Raw genomic sequence first — 19,875 nt, forward strand, 5'->3', positions numbered from 1 at the left:
AAAATTGTACTTTTACTCATGATTCCCAACAAAGTAGATATAAAAGCAAGACGAAAAATGTTGTGAATTGCTTTCAAAATTGTACTTTTACTCATGATTCCCAACTAGAAAACGGTGTAAACGCGATAACAGCAAGTTGTGAATTGCTTTCAAAATTGTACTTTTACTCATGATTCCCAACCTAAACTATAAAAAAAGAAAAGGCTTACTCGTTGTGAATTGCTTTCAAAATTGTACTTTTACTCATGATTCCCAACACATATATTAACCCAGCACAAGGACAAGTGTTGTGAATTGCTTTCAAAATTGTACTTTTACTCATGATTCCCAACCAAAAAATGGTAAAGACTTGGATAGGACTAGTTGTGAATTGCTTTCAAAATTGTACTTTTACTCATGATTCCCAACCTGCTGGCTATGACTAATAACAATATATCAGTTGTGAATTGCTTTCAAAATTGTACTTTTACTCATGATTCCCAACATCGGGTTTCTTTGTATCCATACCTTATAGGTTGTGAATTGCTTTCAAAATTGTACTTTTACTCATGATTCCCAACCTGATTACAATGGGAATACGGGAGATACAGTTGTGAATTGCTTTCAAAATTGTACTTTTACTCATGATTCCCAACCTTAAATGTTAGTTCAGAAACATTAAATGAGTTGTGAATTGCTTTCAAAATTGTACTTTTACTCATGATTCCCAACTAGAAGGCGTATTATTAATCCTACGGGCTTGTTGTGAATTGCTTTCAAAATTGTACTTTTACTCATGATTCCCAACAAAAAACAATGTGCCTTCGGAATTTTACGAGTTGTGAATTGCTTTCAAAATTGTACTTTTACTCATGATTCCCAACGTTTTACCTTACATCGGTGGGTAAAGAGTAGTTGTGAATTGCTTTCAAAATTGTACTTTTACTCATGATTCCCAACCCGCGCAGGGTGTTACCGCAGCGTTGACTTGTTGTGAATTGCTTTCAAAATTGTACTTTTACTCATGATTCCCAACCTTAGCGTTAATGGCTGCTGCCTGCATCATGTTGTGAATTGCTTTCAAAATTGTACTTTTACTCATGATTCCCAACCATATAAAGGGTAATTACTACTGAATACATGTTGTGAATTGCTTTCAAAATTGTACTTTTACTCATGATTCCCAACAATGTAAAGATGCTTGGAAACATCGTAATGGTTGTGAATTGCTTTCAAAATTGTACTTTTACTCATGATTCCCAACACACAAACCGAAATTATTAACTACTCTATAGTTGTGAATTGCTTTCAAAATTGTACTTTTACTCATGATTCCCAACAAGGAAAAGGGTATATGTATGATTGCGAGGGTTGTGAATTGCTTTCAAAATTGTACTTTTACTCATGATTCCCAACCTCCCACGTGTCACGAGAAGAGATTTAAAGTTGTGAATTGCTTTCAAAATTGTACTTTTACTCATGATTCCCAACTCGCCCGAACAAATAGAAGCTGACTGGTAGTTGTGAATTGCTTTCAAAATTGTACTTTTACTCATGATTCCCAACCGAAGCGATACGAGCAACCAATACGTTACTGTTGTGAATTGCTTTCAAAATTGTACTTTTACTCATGATTCCCAACCTGTTTACGGTTGGGTGCGACCTAAATGGTGTTGTGAATTGCTTTCAAAATTGTACTTTTACTCATGATTCCCAACATACCGAACTATAAAAAACTGGTATGTTGGTAGTTATGATGTCTTTTTGGAAATAAAAAAGCATGGGTTGTTTTTGATATCCTTTCAGAAGGAAATAGCTTTTTTAATCCTGATTTAAAATAATTCTAATTGTTGCGAAGGCTTTTCAGTATCAACAGATTTCTTACCATAAAAAATTTCCATCATCCCAAATTGCTTATCTGTTATTTGCATAACGCCCACTTTACCATGAGGAGGTAAATTACCACGTACTCGTTTTGTATGCACTTCAGCATTTTCTCTACTGGCACAAAAGCGCATATAAATAGAAAATTGAAACATCGAGAAACCATCATCCAAGAGTCTTTTTCTGAATGAAGTGGCTATCTTCCTATCTTTTCGTGTTTCTGTCGGTAAATCAAAAAATACTAAAACCCACAAACTTCTATACTGGTTTAAACGTGTGTAATAACTATCATCATACATATACAGGATATAAAATTTTCCTTGAAGATCCTTCAAAACACTCATGCAATGAATTTGTAGTTCGGCTCATGGCTACCATTAAAGGGCTTTTTTTGCCATCAATAGTAACATCTATAGCAGCAATGCTTAACAGGTGCTTTTTTATATCAATGGTTAGTTCTTCAAAATTGTCCTCGTTTTCTAAAATATGGCAAACAATTAAATCTACAAATGGTCGATATGGTTCCATAATGTCATCAGCAAGACAATAAGCATTGTATTTATTTCTATGAAATATCCCTAAAGTTGGTAGCATCCCCGAACTAACTAAAGCTCTTGCTGTAATACCTCGTAATATGGCATAGCCATAATTAAGTAAATTATTGGGAGGGACTCCATTTTGATGTCTTGTAAAATTTTCTATATCAAATAAATTTTGCCAATAATAAACTGCTGCTCTCGCTTCGTGGTTAAGTGTGTCACCTGAAGTTACATTTTTTGCCCATTGCTGCATTTTTCTAATGGGCGTGCCACGCTCTTGTAATAATCCTGCCTGATTTAAAATTTTTGAAGCTACTGTTTGTTGCCACAAATTCTTCTTTAAGGGTAGTGATGCGTTAATTTGACTTTTAAAGCGTTCTGACTGTTCCGTATGCCCGCTGAGAGGCATAAGAAGCCCTATTGGCATATGCTGCTGATTACAATTTATAATAGCTGCTTTATTGTAAATCAGCTTTTCAAGAAGACCGTTAGTTATAGTAATTTGCTGATTTTCAAGTACCAGCATACCAATATCTTCGATAGGAACAGTTTTAGTTTCTTCGCTATCAGGATAGGTAACTACAAGTTGTTCATTTTTAGTGCTTAAATAAGCAGAATTGCCAAAAAACAGAGTACGCTTTATCATATCGTGAAGGATTAATATTCACCTATTTGTACTATTTGTCCTAAATGATTAGCTCTTACTTTTACAATATTCAATAAGGGTGAAGTACTTCTAATATTTTTATATACTATTTCTTTTAATTCTTTTTTCTCTTCAACTGTAGTTTCTAAATGATGTCTGAACATATAGTTTTTTGTAGCTATTTTTTGTACTCTAAACAAATTAGGACTGATTATCTCCCTGTTTTTAGGATCAAGTAGATCAATAGCTGCAGGGTCAAAACCAGTTTCAGTATTTGGGAAAACAAAAAACTCATTTTGTTTCATGGTAAATAAAAACTCCCAGCCATTTTTATGATTTTTATTAATAATAGGAAGTCCTAAATTTTTGCGCATTACGGCCTCGTAAAAAGAAACTACCTCTTCTTGCAAATTCCCTTTTTCATCCCTGTAAACAGCAACGTGATGATTGTTACCTGTACTTACAAAATCAGCAGGGATGGGCTTACCATTCTTATCTAAAATTTCGTTGCCATTATGGTCTTTTTTAGTGTGTAATGCCTCTGCATTACTTATACCGCTTATAGTAACTCGTTTTATACTAATATTTTTTTTCTTTTCATTCTCACTTTCATAATATTTTAACCAAATAGGGTTTTCATCAAGATTAGAAAAAGCCTTTTTGGCATCGCCATATTCATGTAGTCGGTTTAAAAGCAGTTCTCTTACTTTAGCATCAATTACTTTATTGATACTTTTCTCATCTTTAAAGTTATCAGGAGTAACCTCTTTCCGTATAGTATATACCTCTATGGGTACTGATATTGCTACCTTGTCCGGTACAACTTGAGTGTTATTGTGAAAATAAACGGGATTTTTAGCCAGTGAATTTTTACCTGTAAAAGCTTTTTTAGGATCGTTATCATAGGCTGCTAAGCGCTCTAGCAAAGCATCACGATAGTCTTTTTTTACTACTGTATTGATAACCTCGGCGATAAAGTTTACATTTACTTTTTCTTGTTTAGTAACATATTGTGTTATTTTACCATAAACGGTTTCTTTATGCAGTTGTCCGCGAGGAGTAAGCTGCTCTTTTGTTTTTGTTCCTTTGGCTGTTTTAGTAACATTCTTGTTTTTAGTAACTACTTTATTTTTGGCTTTATACGAAACAATAATATTTTCTAAATGTTTTTTTGCTTCTTCCCTGAAGTTTGGAATGGGCGATTTAAATTTTAGTTTGCCCTTATCTTTCGCTAAATATTTTTTCTCAATACCCAATATGTTTTTAGCCTTTTTATCATCCTTATTTTTGGCATTAAGATTACTTAAATACTGAATATAAACGTCTTTTGTAAAAGCTACTGTTAGGGCATCCATAGCGTGATGGCGGTGGTCGTTACGTTTTGTCCAGTCGTTTATTTTTCGTAAACGCTCCCCATTTTTGCCTTCTTCTTCTCTGGTTAGTCCCAATTTGTGGTATTTTTCCCAATTAAGTTCTTTCATTATCTCAATCAATTGCCAGTCTTCACGCAACCTATCGGTAATACTGCCAATAGTAGTAGTTACGTTTCTTGAAACTTCCAGCAGTAATTCTTTAGCTTTTTTGGCAATATATTGTGTTTCTCTTTTCTGTCTTTCAATAAACCCTTCCGGGATTTCATTGTCAGGCATTAAAAGCTTTTTATACTTCGTATATTTTATCTTCCCTGCTTTAAAAAGCTCATTAACCCGGCTTTGGTACTGTTCGAAGTCAAATTCATTATGCTTTTCCTGACAGATAGAAAATGCCGTACGATTACTTTTATCAATATTAAACTGTCTTTCACACAATGTTTTATTGGAGAAACTGTCGTCAAATAACCGTGATTTAGGTATAATGTGCTCAATATCATACTCTTTCGTGAAAAGTTTAGATGGTTCTATACACTTACCTGTGTAAAGTGATATCCCATTAGTTTCTTTCCATAGTTTATAGCAGATAATATCATTTCGTGTTACTCTTCGTAAGCCATATTCCGATTTTAGTAATTTTCTTATTTCTTCATGTTCCTTGGTTGCTTTATTTATTGCTCTGGTAATTTCCCCACGCTGTTCGCTGTTCGCTTTAAGCTCGCGAGCTAACTCTACCCGTATCTCATCGGGCGTACCCATCGTTGGGTCGGCAATAATAGCATTAACAACGTTTATCATTTGGTTAAGAATTTTCTCAACCACAGGATTGCGAAGACTGTTCTTTTTTAAAAGTTGAAGTTTTTCTTTCAGATGCCTGTTTTCATTCTCTTCCTTTGTTAATAATGAAGAATGGTTATAGCCTGCCCTATCACAGGCTTTATCATAAATGAGCCCATCTTTTAAATAGGGTAAAATCTTTTTTATAGCTTTAGCGCTAAGGTTTGCATAATCAGCTTGCAGATCTATATTAGCAATATGGTGTGTATGCTCCGGCTTAAAGCCAAACTTGTCTTGTAATGTTTTTTTTAGTTTGGTATCATCTTCTGCCGAATAGAGTAGATGCCATAACTGGTAATACGGCTGTTTGTCAAAAGCATCGCCTTGTAGCTCGGCATTAAATTCTAAAATACGGGTATCAATATTCAGGTCTTTAAATAATGACGCTGTTGTACTCTTTATATCCTCAGCATCCATTTTAGAGAAGTCAAGATTATCTTGCCCCTCTTGCCGTAAAATAGTTTCAAAAGCTTTATATAATGCTGTATTAGTTCTGTTACCTTCAATTTTTTTAAAGTTAACCTCATGCATTCTTTTATCCAAATTAAAGAATTTAAGAAGCTGTAGATCGGTTAAATTATCTTTAAAGTTTAGAGTCTCACTAAGGCTATTTTTAGCATCCTCGTCTAAAAGCAATGTTTCTTTTGTTTCAGTATTTTTAATAACGATGGCATTAATATTTTGCCATATCCTAAACTCCTGAAATAGTGGAGATGATTTTGGTATTACCCTGTGTTGCTTTTCAAATTCGCAATGACTTATTAAATGTTTTTGCGATTTTAAACGCCTTTGGTAAAAAATAGTAATATCCCTAACTTCTTTTCTAAGTGCTTCGGTGAGTTCTTTATGATGCTTTGATTGTGTTTCCCATATCCTGTCAAACTCATCCATATAATCCTGACGGTAAAACACTTGGTTTTTCAGACTGTTATGCGAATTTTCTACAAGTTGTTGGTATAAATACTGACCTACGGTAAGGTTGTTAAAATACAACTTTTTACTACGGTCGCTTATAGCTCCTAAATAACCGCTTGAACCATTAATTTGATTATTAACCTCTGTTAGTATATAAGCCACTTCTTGTTGAGTTAATTGCTGCTCTAATGCTTTAGCTCGCCATTCATATTGTTGTAGTCTTATTTGCTCACGGCTTCCTTTATTTTCGGCAAGTTCTATATTAAGTGTTTTAGTAAAGTATTCTAGTGTTTTATTTCTTGGGATTCCTTTTATAACCTCCAGCAACTCATCATTAAAAATTTCAGGATAAAATTGATTTTGGAAATGCACAATTTTTTCAAATTCGCTGGTAAGGTCTGAGTGGTAAAAATCAGGGATATAGTTACCACCTTCGGATAGACTGGCATATACCCACTGACCAGGAGTGATGTTTTTGTTGTACAATTCTTTGGCTATTGCCATGCCGTCAATTGCCTGGCCATCATCTTCCGATTTTGCTTTACGGCTGCTTTTATAGCCTCGTTTTTTATTAATCATTAGGAGTACCTTGACTAATTCCTCTTTTGAAATCATCTCGGTTGCTGCTTTTGCTCTTACTTCATAAGTAGAAAAAGTAGTATTATTTCCATCTTCGGCATACTGGTAATCTTTCGGTATAAATCCCGCTTCTTTAAAAATTTCAAGAAGTGCTTCACGTCTTAGTTTAAAACGTTGCAAGTTTCTCCTTGCTCCGCGTTTCAGTGTTCTGTCGGCATTGATAGAAATTGTATTTCCTTTTTTAAAGTCCGATTCTTCCTCTGTAGTTAGCGGTACAATACGAACTCCGGTGTTTATAATTTCAGATTTTTTGTCGATATCGTCTTCATGCACAAATGCCCAACCTATGGATGCTGAACCTAAATCAAGTCCTAATATTTTTTTCATCTTAATAACGGTATTTCTACAAATTTAAAAAAATAAAAAACTCATCACATTGATATATTTTATTATTTTTATATATTTGTAATGTAAATTTTGATTCTCTGTTGACGAACAGGTTTTAAGTGGGTCCAAACCATTCTTGTATTGATCCCGAGTTAATATACTTAATTTGCATTTTTATGCAACGTAACATGACATGTCAATGTGATGTTGTGAATTGTTTTCATATTATTTAAAGAGGTCATAATTATGATTTATTTATTTGTTAAAAGTAATGAAGTATTCTAAAAAGAACATCCCTATTATTAGGTATTTTTTAGATATTCGTAAAAATAAAGTTGTAATCAAAAAAATATTTTGTATAATTGTATTACAATTTTGAAAACAATTCGCAATAAGGATTATTCCGTTGTGAAAACATTCAATGCGGTCTTCGGATCGCATTTTTTTAACCCTATACAATACGTATAAATTTTATATTTCGGGACATACATACTTATTAATCATATAGCTGGTTATTGGTTTTAATGTTTTCCCTGTTTCAGGGTGTAACCCATACGAAGTAAAATACTCCAACTCTTTTTTTGCATTTTTTCCGTACCAAATTTTAACTTCCCCGTTTGCATCAAAAAATTCGGTATTACAATCAACGGATACTTTTCTGAGGTTATCAACTCGGTATTCATTATATAATTTTAATTGGGAAAAATTATATTTTTCCAAGTCGAAATTTACTTCAACATACCTATCATTCTGCCATACCATCCAACGCTCATTATTAGAAAAATGAATAAGCAGCACAACTATAATTATACTACTAATAATAACAGTCGTTATTACAGATAATGTTTTGTTTTCTTTTATAATAGTTAGTAATGTTTTTGATTCTTCAGTAAAGTCTTCCTTTATAGTAGTACCACCTTCATTAGCATCTTTAAAACTTTTAAAACTATCATAACCTAAATAAGAACACAAAGCCTCTACAACTTTTGGCTGTCTAATCATTACTTCTTCCTCACTTTCATCATTTGCTGATTTATAGCAATCAACTAAACTTCTTTCCCCAAACTGAAACTTTTGATTTTCATAAATAAAGTCAGACAGCAGCTTTGCAGTGGCTGTAGTAGAGAGGGGGATACCATTTTCTTTTTCCTGTTCGGCTTTCATCTTTTCAAAAGCCTTAATTATCAAGTTTCTATGCATAATTTAAATATACTTTATTGAACATTAATTTTTTAGAAACTTTATCGAAAATAATTTCTCAAAATTTTCTATTTCTTTTCAATTGTATTTCCAATGCGCAAAGCATAAAGTTATTTCATTTGTCTCAGAATTAATTATGGCCTTACACGCAATAAGGTTTGCGAAATTAAATTCTATGGGAGCTTTAAGATAAAGCTGTGTAACACACGGGAAGCAGTTATACTTCTTTATCTGTAGCTCCTTACTTCCCGCAAGGAGAGACGTCTCCTTTTTTCAATAATAACGTGTAGCATCTCGAAAGATATCCGGAATAAAAATTACCGGACAGCTACACCAGTGTCTAATTTTTAATGAGTCAAAATGAAAAAAATATATTTATTATTGCTTACGGTTTTCCTCAATATCACATTTTCTTCGTGTACTACTGAGGATTTAACAGATGTGAAAAATGATGCGGTAAGGGCAGATGATTGCTGTGGTGAAGATGGAGATATCCCCCCACCACCTCCACCGCCTCCAATCGATACGGGGTTGAAGGGATAATATTTAATTATCGGATATAAAAAGATTGTTTAATTTAGAGGGATGAAAGAACTAAAGCACTTCTCCCTCTTTTTTTATTTTGTAATAGCTATTTATTACATAAATCCACAATACTTATACTCACAGCAAACAAACAACGATAGCTTGAGATACTACTATGATAAAGTAATTAATCCCTCCGATAGTAATGATTTAATTGATGCTTATTCTTTTTACAAGAGAAATACTCAAAAACCATTAATTAATAATGATACTTTGCTTGTAATAAATAATATGAGGCTACTAGCAATAATTCAATTTAATTGGGGGGCTTTGCAAGACAGTGAGGAAACTTCTGTGTCGGCACTAAAGTTACTGGATGATTTAAAAGACTCGCCACAATCGAGAGAAGCTAGAGTAGGAATTTATAATCAGTTAGGAAAGATATATAGAGGTTTTGATAATAAAAATATGGCTCTAAAGTACTATAATAAAGCCTTATCCTTTTCAACAAAACTTAATGACAGCCTTACTATATTAAACAATAAAGCAAATATATATAGAGACCTTAAACAATATGACAAAGCTATAGCTGAACTTTCAAAAGTTTATAAAAAAGGTTTGGAGATACAAGATACCCTTCTAATAACCTTCGCCTTAGATAATTTAGGATTTGTTCAGTCAAAATTAGCGATGCCAGAAGGAATAACAAACTTAAAAAAATCACTCGATTATAGATTAAAAATCGGAGATACTAAAGGGTCATACAGCAGTTTAGCTCACCTTTCCGATTACTATAAAGAGGAAGGTGATAAGAATTCAGCAATCGCATATGCTGATAGAGCCTATGAAATAGCAGAAGAAATAAAAAGCAGCAACTTTATTGAAGATGCACTAGCCCGGACGTTAAAGCTTTATGATGATGAAAAAGTCTTAACCTATATAAGATTGGATGAGAATAATAAAAAGACTAAAAATGAAATACAAAACAGAAATGCTTCCATGAAATATGATTTCACTAAAGAAAAGCGCAGGGCAGATGAAAACGAGCTTTTAAGTGAAAAAGAAAAAAGAAGAGCCCAGATATTTTTATTATTGGGTATTTCAATTCTTTTGTCAGGGGTGTTATTAATTTTGTATCTAAGGGCGAGGTACAAAAGAGAAAAACTATTACAAGTTTATAATACAGAAATAAGAATATCAAAAAAAATCCATGATGAGGTCGCTAACGACGTATATCATGTTATGTCAAAAATACAATCAGATAATTATAATGTTTTAGATAACTTAGAAAGTATTTATAATAAAACAAGAGATATATCCAGGGAAAATAACACCATCGATTTAAAGGAGAAATTTAATGACTGTTTATATGATATGTTATTAAGTTTCAAAAACGATAGCACTACAGTGATTACGCAAAATTTTAATAAAGTAAATTGGAATCAGCTATCCGAAATTAAGAAAAATACTACTTACAGAGTACTGCAAGAGTTAATGATAAATATGAAAAAGCATAGTAATGCCACTCATGTAGTGATTAAGTTTAATCAGGAAGGTAACAAATTAGCAATAGACTATAAAGATAATGGTAAAGGGTGTACACTGAATAAAACCGGAGGTTTGCTAAATGTGGAAAACCGTATAAAAACAATTAACGGGACTGTTACATTTGAATCAGAAGTTAATAATGGCTTTAAAGTCAATATAAAAGTGTAATATATGTTTTCTAGAGTAATAGTAGCTGACGATTTGGGCAGCATAAATCAAGGGGTAAAAGGTGTTTTAACTAATTTAGGTATACATACTATAGAGCAGGTTCAATATTGTGATGATGCTTATTTAAAAATAAAAAAAGGCATTAAAGATAACCAACCCTATCAGCTTCTTATAACTGATTTATCCTTTAAAAAAGACCATAGGGAACAAAAATTAGTTTCGGGAGAGGCGCTTGTTGAAGCACTTTATAAAGAATCAATTGATATTAATATAATTGTTTTTTCAATTGATGACAGGCTGCAAAAAGTAAGAAGCCTTTTCCTTAATTTTAATATCAACGCTTATGTTTGTAAAGGGCGTAAGGGTTTGGATGAATTAGCTATAGCAATTATAGATAATTATGCCAAAAAGCAATACCTTTCTCCAGCAGTAAAAAATGCATTAAGCGAAAAACTCGATTTGGAAATATCTGATTATGATATACGAATAATAACGGAATTATCTAAAGGCATGTCTCAAGACCAAATTAGCATTTTATTTAAGGAACAAAATGTATCTCCCTCCAGCTTAAGTTCTATAGAAAAGAGAATAAATAAACTAAAAGATCAGTTTCAGGCTGTTAACACAACCCACCTTATTACTATAGTAAAGGATATGGGGTTAATATAAACATCAACTTCAAAGCAATAAATAATCTACTCATTGTAAGCAGCACTCTTTCCCTAATTACTATTACTATACAATTAGCGTAATTTCTCTTTATACAAGACTCAATAAGGCTGCTTTTTAGAGTCCAAAAACACTTTTTGGATATTATCCGGCAATAAATGAATATATTTTATTCACATTGAGGAAGTCCGTAAGGAGTGGTAAACGATAGCCATTAAGTTTGCCTTATTATTAATTTTAAATTTTAAAGCAATGGGTAATACAGTAGGCTATGTGTTGATATCGTATGATATAAACAAATCACATACACAAGTGAAAACAGAATTAGAGAGTCTTGGGTATTCAGATAATTTTAAGTACAAGAATGGTGTACACAGATATTATCTGCCTAATACTACTTTGTGGCATTCAAGAAAATCTTCTACTCAGGCAATGAACGATTTAAAAACTGTTTGTAAAAAACTAAATGTTGTACTTGACAAGGGAATAGCTGTAATAGCAGACGAATTTGTCGGGGCTTAAATTGTTCAAGTAAAATAATTTTTAGAATGAGGTTTGCCGTAATGTTTAGATAAGTATTGACTTTAATTTTGGAGTATTATTAATCTTTAAATTAAATCAATATGGCCAAAAAACCATTAGGTACAACAGCAAAGACAGGGGAAAAATGCCCTGAATCAGGTGATTGGGAAGTAGTCGGAACTCCCTCAACCACAGCTCCTATAGCTGAGAACAACACAATGCCTCCATACAGAGATAAAGCTGTTACATGGAAATTAATCCGATACGCATAGAAGCTTTCACAAATTTAAAAGCCTTACGGAATCCCGTAAGGCTTTATTTTTTAATAGACCTAAGTTTGACCAAACTAATAAAGTTATGAAAACAAAATTACTATTTCTTTTACTACTACCGCTTGTATTAAGTTCTTGTTACACAAATTACTATATGTGTGAAACAGATGCGCCAACACCAATATATTTTAATAAGTCTAATGGAGGAGAGCAAATAACCGTAATACCTAAGGGTAAGCAGGTTATTATTAAAGAAAAACCTAAAGCCATGTATTATAAAATACAATATAACGATACAATTGGCTGGGCTTATATCCCACGGCTTAAGAATAAGAAAAAATATGAATACAAGGGTACTTTTAAAGTACTCAAAAAAAAGAAAAATAAATCATCAAGTTATCATAGTTCAGGCGGTACTGTGCATGTAAAAGGCTATTACAGAAAAGATGGCACTTATGTTCGCCCGCATACAAGAAGAAAACCGAAATAAATATAAATATGGCAAAAAAGACTGTACCCGTTAAGCCTCATAAAAGGTCAACACCTTCGCCTGTGCCGAGACCTAACCCAAACAAGCCTAAACCTGGTCCTAAAACATTACCTGTTAAACCTCATAGACAACAACCTCCAAAATAATATTATGAGATATATATTCATGCTTTTCCACTCAGTTTTATATTCAATTAAAAAATATCACAATTATGAAAAAAGTTTTAAAAGTTATAGGAGTCATAATAATAGCAGTAATTGGTATTAATATTCTTATTGCGGTATTCTCTTCAACCGAAACTCAAATATCTAAAGAACCAGAACCTGAAAAGGAATTAGTTTATAAAGATGTATTCACTTTTAAAGGTAATGGAATGAAAAAATCAGAATCGTTTTACCTTACAGGGGCAGACGCTAAAGTTTTGTATAAATATAACGCTGGAAACTCATATGGTGGTGCCTTTTCATTTTATGTTGTTGAAAAAGGACACGATGTAATGACTGAAGGTGGTATTCCGGAGGTACTTACACAGAGTTTACAAGAAGAAAGCCAGAGTACAATTCAAAAACCAGAAGGTGATTATTACTTATATGTTAATGCTGTTGGTAATTGGGAAATTATTGTACAAGAAAAACAGTGATAAAAAATGGGATTACGATTTCAAAAAAGGATAAAAATAGGTAAAGGGCTTGGTATTAATATTAGCAAGTCCGGAATATCTCCAAGTTACAGAACAAAGAGAGGTACAATTAGCTCAAAAGGTTACTCTATAAGGTCAGGTATTCCGGGCTTAACTTATAGAAAAAACTTTTCTAAATCATCACGTAAAAGCGGTTGCCTTTTACTGTTCATGTTCTTTTTAGCTACAAGTATATTATTATTAATATTAACCATACAACTATGATTTCTACTGAGTTAAAAAGTCATTTTCTAAGACTGTATCAAATGGCATTTTCAGATGATAATTTTGATGTTTTGGAAATGCAGATGCTGTACAAGTTTGCCGAAGAAAGAGGACTGACTAAAGAACAGCTAAATGATATTCTCTTAAACCCATCACACGATTCTTCAGTTCCCGAGTCATTAGAGCAAAAAATAGAATATTTATATGATTTAGCAGTAATGATTTGGGCAGATGAAAAAGTAACAGATGATGAGTACATAACACTTAAAAAATACTGTAAAAAGTTCGAGTTTCTTGACGCGAACATTACAGCTTTAGCAGATTATTTACTGGATTGTGCTAAAAAGGGTTTAAAAAAAGAAGATATAATCAATGAAATAAACCTATAACAAAATGGATTCAATTAAAAACTTATTTAAACTCAAGGATAATAGCGAGCCTATTACTGAAGAAGAGAGTACTGAAAATGCCAGAGAGCAGACAAGAATTACCTATTACCAAAGTGGGTATAGTGCCTCTAAAGAAGCAAAAGGGGAGCCAGTTACATTTGGAGTTTGTTTAAGAAACCTTTATTTCGCTTTTGAGGACCTATGCAGGAAACAGTTAAATGAGCAGAAAATGCTTAAACAACCTTATAAGGAAGAACAGGAAAAGCAAAGAACTGAGCTAAAAAAGCGTGAAACTGCTTTAGTAATTTACGAAGAGCAAAAAGACGAAGTTAGTAAGAATATTGAAGAATTTAAATTTGAAATTATTAATGTAAAGCAGAATCCGGAAAAGTATGATATAGATATTAGTAAACGCCCCAAAGCACAATTTTATATAGGTTTATTAATACTACTACCTATAACAATATATTTATTTGTGTTTTATATATCTGCTTCATACTCTGCTTTTTTTAAAGATTTTGAGACGGATAGTTTAACCGCAGCAATTTTTGATGCAAATGCCTTAAGTAAAGCAGTAAAAGATGGTTGGCTGGAAGTTATTTTTGTTAGCACAATTCCATTTGTGTTTATGGGATTGGGCTATTTAATACATATGTTTCAAAAAACTAAAAAAATTCTTTCTTACTCAAAACTTTTTCTACTTCTTTTAGTCACATTTATTTTTGACATCATATTAGCATATTTAATTGAAAAGAAAATTTTTGATTTTGAAAGAGTTCTTGGAGAAAGTTTTTCACCTTTAATAGCTATTAAAAGTGCAAACTTCTGGGGGATAATATTTGCAGGGTTTATGGTTTATATTATATGGGGACTCGTTTTTGATTTCGTTATGAAAGAACATGAAAATATGGATAAAATAAAAGAATTCATCCGGCATAAAAAAGAAGAGCTGGAAAATGAGTCTGCTAAAAAAAATGATCTTATATCTAAAATAGAAAATGTAAAGCAGGAAATAGTATCAATTAATGGTAAAATATCTGAACTGCAATCTAAGATTGAAGGCTTTATATTTCCTATTAAAGAATACCTTCATTATCATTATCAATATAAAGAAGGTTGGTATCAGGCAATTAATGCAACAGTAACGCTACCTTCAGAGAAAAGCGAATTGAGGGGTATGTGTGAAGAAATATCCGAAAAACATCTTTCGCAATTGAGCTTAAAAGAAGAAATGGATTATCAGCATTTGGTATACACTAAAAACTAATATTATGAAATTTACGCTATTTAAAATTCTTATACTACTGGTTATTTCTGCTTCACCTTCATGTAAAAGCGATAATGAAACTAATTACGAGATAGAAGAAAATATAGGGGAACAAGAAAAAGTTAAATCGGATGATAAGTTAAACATAAGCTTTCTTTTAGACCTTTCTGATAGGATTGACCCTGAAGAACATCCTAACGAATCTATGGAATACTATTTACGTGATGTGGCTTATATTCAATCGGTAGCAAAGGTATTTACCTCGAGTTTAAAAACCAAAAAAACAAGACTTATGGATGATGATATACAGCTATATTTTGATCCTGCTCCTAAAAATAAAGATATAAACAGGTTGTCTGATGAATTGAAGTTTAATGTAAACAGTAAAAATGCAACATTAAAATTATTGAATAAAATAGATATATTTTATTCTAAAAAACCTTTAGAAATTTATAAAGCCGCAATAAAGGATAAGGATTATATAGGTTCGGATACATGGCGTTTTTTTGAAACTAACATCAAAGATTATTGTATTAGAGAAAACCATAGAAATATTTTAGTGATTTTAACAGATGGCTATATTTACCATGAAAACTCAAAGATTACTCAAGGTAATAAAACGTCTTATTTAACATCTAAACTAATTAAACGTTTAAAGTTGAATGATGAACAGTGGAAGGCTAAGATTGAAAATAAAGGTTATGGTTTTATAACTGCAAATAACAATTTGTCCGACATAGAGATACTTGTATTAGGAATTAATCCAGATGATGGAAACCCTTATGAAGAATCTGTAATAAAGTACTATTGGGAACACTGGTTTAATAATATGAAGGTAAAAAAATACAAAATAGTAACCACCGCTTTACCATCAAACACAAATCAGATTATAAAAGATTTTATTACAAATGATTAGAGAATGTTAAGGATACTAAGGAAATATAATTGCACAACCACAAATTTTTCTGTTATGATTAATTTGTAAAGTCAAAGAGAGCTTCTTGTCTATAGAGATTCTAGGTGTTTATTTATTAAAAATATTTTGATACATATTATATTTTTTGGCTGATAATAAAAGTTATAGTTTCTTAATTTAAGTGTTTATTGTGTATGAAATTACCAAATAGATAAAAATCCCATTAATGAGCGCCTCATTGTTCAAGTCAATAGTATCTGTTTTTAGGTTATGGATTTCCGTAATACGCGCTCCGGTATAATACAACAACCGATAGAGTAACCTTTTGTAAGTATCGTATTGCTATGTCGCTTCAAGAACCGTAACCGTTCTTGTTGATTTAAATAATTTCGCTGCCCTTTGTCATTGTATAATGAAACCACCTCACTTTATACATACTTTATCTTTTCCCTCTCCTAATAACTCTCCGATTATTAGACATTATCATTCGTGTATATAATTAAATATTTTATTTTTAATGATTTAGCAAAATAACACCTTTTTTAGCTTAAAAAAATCAGCTGTCATCACCCATATCACTCTAGCTTAACCTTGTGTTTCATAAATGGTCTTTGTACTGGTAAATACACTCAAAATCACTTGGATTATGTTCATCAATTAATTGAACCAAAAAAGTTGAGAAAAACACGTTTTTAACCTTTTCACTTTATTGAAAAGAAAAAAGGTGTATATAATTGTACACCTTTTTTAAATTCTATTTATTTTTTAGTTTACTAGTTTTTAATAAATTAAACAACATTTATTGACTATCAACTAATTTGAACCATTACCAATTTGAGAAATATCAAAGTATTTTTTGTGTTCTTGCATATTATATGAACCTTCAGCATGACTATCATTTTCATGTATAACATAATCAAAAAAGAATGCATTTTTATCTGAATATTTCTTGTTAAGTATTATTCTTCCTTTATTTGAAGGTAAACGTATAACTGTATCAGGTTTTTCTTCACATTTTGTATCTTTTAAAATTACTAATTCTAACTTATTATTTTTAAATAATGATTTTACATTATAATCAAGAATAAGAGAGTGATTTACAAGAGTTTTTTTTACTGTAAAAAAGTACTCTTATTGAGAACTGTATCATTCTTCTCATTTAAAATTATTTCCTGATTTAAATAGTAGTCATCACAGATAATTACATATTCTCGTTTAGCTGAAATTTTGTTTTTTTTATAAAACTTCCACCACCAAGCTTTAATAGTATCGTTTATATATAATCCCTCTTTATCAAGATTTCCATTACTATCATATTCTACACTATAAGTAGCTCCTGTAGGTAATGTTTTTTTACTAAAACGCAGAGTTCCATTTCTATTAAATTTAATTAATGAATCATTTTTTCCATCTCTAACAAAAATCTTTAAGTCTAAATAGCCTAAACTATCATAGCTTTCAACAATATTTAAAGAGTCTTGATCATACATTACAGCTTTAAGGTTTCCATTTTTATAATATATCTTTTCTACTATAGTTTTGTCTTCACACGAAACACAAAAGAAAAGAATAGAAAAAGCTGTTAAAAAAAGGTTCTTTTTCATATCTATTGGGATAAATTATTGATTGACTCATTAACTAATCGACTCTTTTCTTTTTCGCTATTTTCTGCTGCAGTTCTAGCACTATCAATAGAGTCCTGATTGTTTGGAACTGTTACTTGAGTTGTACCATTATTAGTTTTTTGTAAGTATGCTGAATTACCATATGGTACTGTATATAAAGTACTATTTGGAACTGTTATGGTTGTATTTTTTTGAGTGGTTTCATCACCTTCACCTGTACTACCTACCATATCAAGAGTGGTTTTGATACTATCTCCTAGTGAAACCCCATCATTAAATTTCTCAAGTACTTCTTTAATATTTCTTGTTCCATTATTAGATAACCCTCCACTCAATGCGCCCGCTACAGCAGCACCTGTAGCGTCTACCACTTCTACATCCTGTCCATTTGAATCTCGTTTTTGATTATTTGAAAGAACAGCATCAGCATCATCTGACACTTCACTTCTAAAATCATAGCCTCCATAGTTGCTACTTTCTCCATTACCTTCAAAATTATCATCGGCAAGAGTAGCAGATATAGCTTCTCCTGCTTTAGATAAGCCTTCATCAATCCAATTAAAAAATGAATCAATTTTGTCTGCAATGACTCTACCTGCTGCAGTAACTTCAGAAGGAACTGCCTCCAATCCTTCTAATTCCTTATATAAAACTACCTTATTCTCTGCGAAATTATATGGAGATTGGTATGCATATTTCTCTGCTAATGGGTCAATGCTCATGAATCGTCCTATCGCATAATCATAATTACGCCATTTAAAGCTATCCCAGTTAAGTCTTAGCTCGTCTTGGCGTTCTTGTCCTTGATACTTATACTTCTGTGCTTTATCATTCCCTCCGTTTACAGCTATATTATAGCCTTTGTGCTTTAAGCCAAACGGATAGTAATTGTCTTCTTCTACTATTTCGCTACTGGTTTTCTTTATACTTACATCGTCATACCAAACGGTATATCCGGTTGTGTTGGGGCGTTGTCCCATATTTTTTAATTGTATGTTTAAAGATACAATATTTGCAGGAACATTTACTGTACCTTCTAGTTTTACCCATTCCATCCTTGTTGTAGTTCCTACGCCTATGGTTTCGGTTATATAGCCGCTACTGCTTTTCATTTTAAGGGTTAGGTTTACATTGGGACCATTACTGTATAACCAAGCAGAATAGGTGTACTCTGTGGTTGTTGGGTTGTCTATTATAAGACAGTCATCTCTGTCTCGTTCAAGTATACGTATTTCCTGATTACTTTTAATCAAGTTTTCAGGGTTGTGTAATTGTCCTGAGTAGGTGCCACTATTTACCAGGGTGGGTTATTAAAGGTGTCTGTGTCTGATGGCAGGGTTGTACCGTATTGATTTACTAATACCCAACCGCTTTGGTTTTCAAATCCATCCCAGAAAGTATGGTGTACGTCGTTTATATAGCCATCATCGTCCATGTCACTGTAACTTAATCGTACATTTCCTAAATGGTCTTTGTACTGCTAAATATACTCAAAATCATTTGGGTTATGTTCATCAATTAATTGAACCCAAAAAGTTGAGAAAAGCGTATTTTTAGCCTTTTAGTTATGTTGAAAAGAAAAAAGGTGTACGTAATTGTACACCTTTTTAAATTCTATTTTTTTTTTAGTTTACTGGTTTTCAAAAATTCAAACAACATTTATTGAACTGAGGCTAATTTGAACCATTATCCTTATGCTCCATATAATAGGTCTTAGTATTTTCATTACAGTTTGGAAAACATAAAAACTTTTTCTTGAAACGTTTCTTATCATCTAAATAGTAATACTCATATAAACAATCAATATCTATTTCTTGAACAAGATCTTTATTCCAGTTTTCTATATTTATATTTTCTATATTTCCTAAATCAGATATAAAATCAATAACATCTAAAGAGTTAAAACCGCCTAGTCTATAGAATCTATTTTCAATAATATTAAATGCAATATAATAATAACATTTTCTATTTAATGTTCTAACAGATATATTTGAGTTTCTGTAAGGTTGCGAAAATTTTATTTTTAAGAAAAAAAAATTTTTATATACAGTTTTTAAAAATTTTGCTTCTTGACTTTCAATATCTAGCAATATTTGCTCTTTATTGGCAATTCCATATTCACTTACTGTAAAAAGTTTAGCTTTAAAAGCAATTGAAACTGAATCAACACTTTGTGTTTGACTATACAAAGAGTTTGTTATATAAAATATTACTATATTTATTAATATTTTTTTTATCATCATA

20 protein-coding genes and 1 CRISPR repeat array are annotated in these 19,875 nt (G+C 31.7%); of the genes, 12 read left to right on the plus strand and 8 right to left on the minus strand.

Annotated features, from left to right (window positions below):
* The first annotated feature begins 59 nt into the window (after positions 1-59).
* A CRISPR array of direct repeats spans positions 60-1,697; the repeat unit is 46 nt; unit sequence GTTGTGAATTGCTTTCAAAATTGTACTTTTACTCATGATTCCCAAC.
* 114 nt (positions 1,698-1,811) lie between these two features.
* The 4 genes from cas2 to IEW45_RS05790 all read right to left on the minus strand — a co-directional run bounded on the left by cas2 (position 1,812) and on the right by IEW45_RS05790 (position 8,336).
* A complete protein-coding gene (gene cas2 / locus IEW45_RS05775; RefSeq protein WP_188620291.1) occupies positions 1,812-2,162 on the minus strand; it encodes a CRISPR-associated endonuclease Cas2 in 351 nt (116 codons plus the stop codon).
* Positions 2,155-3,048 (minus strand): type II CRISPR-associated endonuclease Cas1, encoded by an 894-nt coding sequence (gene cas1 / locus IEW45_RS05780; RefSeq protein WP_188620292.1) that lies wholly within the window; start codon positions 3,046-3,048, stop codon positions 2,155-2,157. The genes cas2 and cas1 overlap by 8 nt, the downstream gene beginning before the upstream one ends.
* Before the next feature lie 11 nt (positions 3,049-3,059).
* Complete coding sequence (gene cas9 / locus IEW45_RS05785) at positions 3,060-7,136, minus strand: type II CRISPR RNA-guided endonuclease Cas9 (RefSeq protein ID WP_188620293.1); 4,077 nt, start codon at positions 7,134-7,136, stop codon at positions 3,060-3,062.
* Positions 7,137-7,607: 471 nt separating this feature from the next.
* Positions 7,608-8,336, minus strand: a complete 729-nt coding sequence (locus IEW45_RS05790; RefSeq protein ID WP_188620294.1) for a hypothetical protein — start codon at positions 8,334-8,336, stop codon at positions 7,608-7,610.
* Positions 8,337-8,696: 360 nt separating this feature from the next.
* Here IEW45_RS05790 and IEW45_RS05795 point away from each other — a divergent pair, with 360 nt between their 5' ends.
* The 12 genes from IEW45_RS05795 (at position 8,697) to IEW45_RS05850 (ending at position 16,006) form a co-directional block, all read left to right on the plus strand.
* A complete protein-coding gene (locus IEW45_RS05795; RefSeq protein WP_188620295.1) occupies positions 8,697-8,879 on the plus strand; it encodes a hypothetical protein in 183 nt (60 codons plus the stop codon).
* 42 nt (positions 8,880-8,921) lie between these two features.
* Positions 8,922-10,577 (plus strand): tetratricopeptide repeat-containing sensor histidine kinase, encoded by a 1,656-nt coding sequence (locus IEW45_RS05800; RefSeq protein WP_188620296.1) that lies wholly within the window; start codon positions 8,922-8,924, stop codon positions 10,575-10,577.
* Positions 10,578-10,580: 3 nt separating this feature from the next.
* Positions 10,581-11,246 carry a response regulator gene (locus IEW45_RS05805; protein ID WP_188620297.1) on the plus strand — a complete coding sequence of 222 codons (666 nt, stop codon included), beginning with the start codon at positions 10,581-10,583 and terminating at the stop codon, positions 11,244-11,246.
* 252 nt (positions 11,247-11,498) lie between these two features.
* On the plus strand, positions 11,499-11,768 hold the full coding sequence (locus tag IEW45_RS05810) for a hypothetical protein (RefSeq protein WP_188620298.1): 270 nt from the start codon (positions 11,499-11,501) through the stop codon (positions 11,766-11,768).
* A gap of 101 nt (positions 11,769-11,869) precedes the next feature.
* Entirely contained in the window at positions 11,870-12,040 is a 171-nt protein-coding gene (locus IEW45_RS05815; RefSeq protein WP_188620299.1) for a hypothetical protein, read from the plus strand.
* An 85-nt stretch (positions 12,041-12,125) separates the two neighbouring features.
* Positions 12,126-12,530, plus strand: coding sequence for an SH3 domain-containing protein (locus IEW45_RS05820; RefSeq protein ID WP_188620300.1), 405 nt, complete (start codon positions 12,126-12,128; stop codon positions 12,528-12,530).
* Between the two features lie 8 nt (positions 12,531-12,538).
* Complete coding sequence (locus IEW45_RS05825) at positions 12,539-12,676, plus strand: hypothetical protein (RefSeq protein ID WP_188620301.1); 138 nt, start codon at positions 12,539-12,541, stop codon at positions 12,674-12,676.
* Between the two features lie 65 nt (positions 12,677-12,741).
* Positions 12,742-13,170: a hypothetical protein gene (locus IEW45_RS05830; protein ID WP_188620302.1), complete on the plus strand. Its 429-nt coding sequence runs from the start codon at positions 12,742-12,744 to the stop codon at positions 13,168-13,170.
* 6 nt (positions 13,171-13,176) lie between these two features.
* Entirely contained in the window at positions 13,177-13,434 is a 258-nt protein-coding gene (locus tag IEW45_RS05835) for a DUF4236 domain-containing protein (RefSeq protein ID WP_188620303.1), read from the plus strand.
* 41 nt (positions 13,435-13,475) lie between these two features.
* The gene (locus tag IEW45_RS05840) at positions 13,476-13,823 is read left to right on the plus strand and encodes a hypothetical protein (RefSeq protein WP_229665907.1); all 348 of its coding nucleotides are present in this window, start codon (positions 13,476-13,478) and stop codon (positions 13,821-13,823) included.
* Positions 13,824-13,827: 4 nt separating this feature from the next.
* Complete coding sequence (locus IEW45_RS05845; protein WP_188620305.1) at positions 13,828-15,090, plus strand: SLC5/6 family protein; 1,263 nt, start codon at positions 13,828-13,830, stop codon at positions 15,088-15,090.
* Positions 15,091-15,094: 4 nt separating this feature from the next.
* Positions 15,095-16,006 (plus strand): hypothetical protein, encoded by a 912-nt coding sequence (locus IEW45_RS05850; protein ID WP_188620306.1) that lies wholly within the window; start codon positions 15,095-15,097, stop codon positions 16,004-16,006.
* Positions 16,007-17,118: 1,112 nt separating this feature from the next.
* On the opposite strand, the gene IEW45_RS05855 is transcribed toward IEW45_RS05850, so the two are convergent.
* The 4 genes from IEW45_RS05855 to IEW45_RS05870 form a co-directional block, all read right to left on the minus strand.
* Positions 17,119-17,610, minus strand: coding sequence for a hypothetical protein (locus tag IEW45_RS05855; RefSeq protein WP_188620307.1), 492 nt, complete (start codon positions 17,608-17,610; stop codon positions 17,119-17,121).
* 2 nt (positions 17,611-17,612) lie between these two features.
* Entirely contained in the window at positions 17,613-18,884 is a 1,272-nt protein-coding gene (locus IEW45_RS14820; protein ID WP_229665908.1) for an RHS repeat-associated core domain-containing protein, read from the minus strand.
* Between the two features lie 41 nt (positions 18,885-18,925).
* The gene (locus IEW45_RS05865; RefSeq protein ID WP_188620308.1) at positions 18,926-19,066 is read right to left on the minus strand and encodes a hypothetical protein; all 141 of its coding nucleotides are present in this window, start codon (positions 19,064-19,066) and stop codon (positions 18,926-18,928) included.
* A 238-nt stretch (positions 19,067-19,304) separates the two neighbouring features.
* A complete protein-coding gene (locus IEW45_RS05870) occupies positions 19,305-19,874 on the minus strand; it encodes a hypothetical protein (protein WP_188620309.1) in 570 nt (189 codons plus the stop codon).
* Between the last annotated feature and the right edge of the window lies 1 nt (position 19,875).

The organism is Flavobacterium suaedae (genome assembly GCF_014642915.1).
GTDB lineage: Bacteria > Bacteroidota > Bacteroidia > Flavobacteriales > Flavobacteriaceae > Flavobacterium > Flavobacterium suaedae.

Coding starts and splice junctions, on each gene's coding strand:
- cas2 (WP_188620291.1), bottom strand. CDS start 2,162: ATGTATGATGATAGTTATTACACACGTTTAAACCAGTATAGAAGTTTG.
- cas1 (WP_188620292.1), bottom strand. CDS start 3,048: ATGATAAAGCGTACTCTGTTTTTTGGCAATTCTGCTTATTTAAGCACT.
- cas9 (WP_188620293.1), bottom strand. CDS start 7,136: ATGAAAAAAATATTAGGACTTGATTTAGGTTCAGCATCCATAGGTTGG.
- IEW45_RS05790 (WP_188620294.1), bottom strand. CDS start 8,336: ATGCATAGAAACTTGATAATTAAGGCTTTTGAAAAGATGAAAGCCGAA.
- IEW45_RS05795 (WP_188620295.1), top strand. CDS start 8,697: ATGAAAAAAATATATTTATTATTGCTTACGGTTTTCCTCAATATCACA.
- IEW45_RS05800 (WP_188620296.1), top strand. CDS start 8,922: ATGAAAGAACTAAAGCACTTCTCCCTCTTTTTTTATTTTGTAATAGCT.
- IEW45_RS05805 (WP_188620297.1), top strand. CDS start 10,581: ATGTTTTCTAGAGTAATAGTAGCTGACGATTTGGGCAGCATAAATCAA.
- IEW45_RS05810 (WP_188620298.1), top strand. CDS start 11,499: ATGGGTAATACAGTAGGCTATGTGTTGATATCGTATGATATAAACAAA.
- IEW45_RS05815 (WP_188620299.1), top strand. CDS start 11,870: ATGGCCAAAAAACCATTAGGTACAACAGCAAAGACAGGGGAAAAATGC.
- IEW45_RS05820 (WP_188620300.1), top strand. CDS start 12,126: ATGAAAACAAAATTACTATTTCTTTTACTACTACCGCTTGTATTAAGT.
- IEW45_RS05825 (WP_188620301.1), top strand. CDS start 12,539: ATGGCAAAAAAGACTGTACCCGTTAAGCCTCATAAAAGGTCAACACCT.
- IEW45_RS05830 (WP_188620302.1), top strand. CDS start 12,742: ATGAAAAAAGTTTTAAAAGTTATAGGAGTCATAATAATAGCAGTAATT.
- IEW45_RS05835 (WP_188620303.1), top strand. CDS start 13,177: ATGGGATTACGATTTCAAAAAAGGATAAAAATAGGTAAAGGGCTTGGT.
- IEW45_RS05840 (WP_229665907.1), top strand. CDS start 13,476: ATGGCATTTTCAGATGATAATTTTGATGTTTTGGAAATGCAGATGCTG.
- IEW45_RS05845 (WP_188620305.1), top strand. CDS start 13,828: ATGGATTCAATTAAAAACTTATTTAAACTCAAGGATAATAGCGAGCCT.
- IEW45_RS05850 (WP_188620306.1), top strand. CDS start 15,095: ATGAAATTTACGCTATTTAAAATTCTTATACTACTGGTTATTTCTGCT.
- IEW45_RS05855 (WP_188620307.1), bottom strand. CDS start 17,610: ATGAAAAAGAACCTTTTTTTAACAGCTTTTTCTATTCTTTTCTTTTGT.
- IEW45_RS05865 (WP_188620308.1), bottom strand. CDS start 19,066: ATGGACGATGATGGCTATATAAACGACGTACACCATACTTTCTGGGAT.
- IEW45_RS05870 (WP_188620309.1), bottom strand. CDS start 19,874: ATGATGATAAAAAAAATATTAATAAATATAGTAATATTTTATATAACA.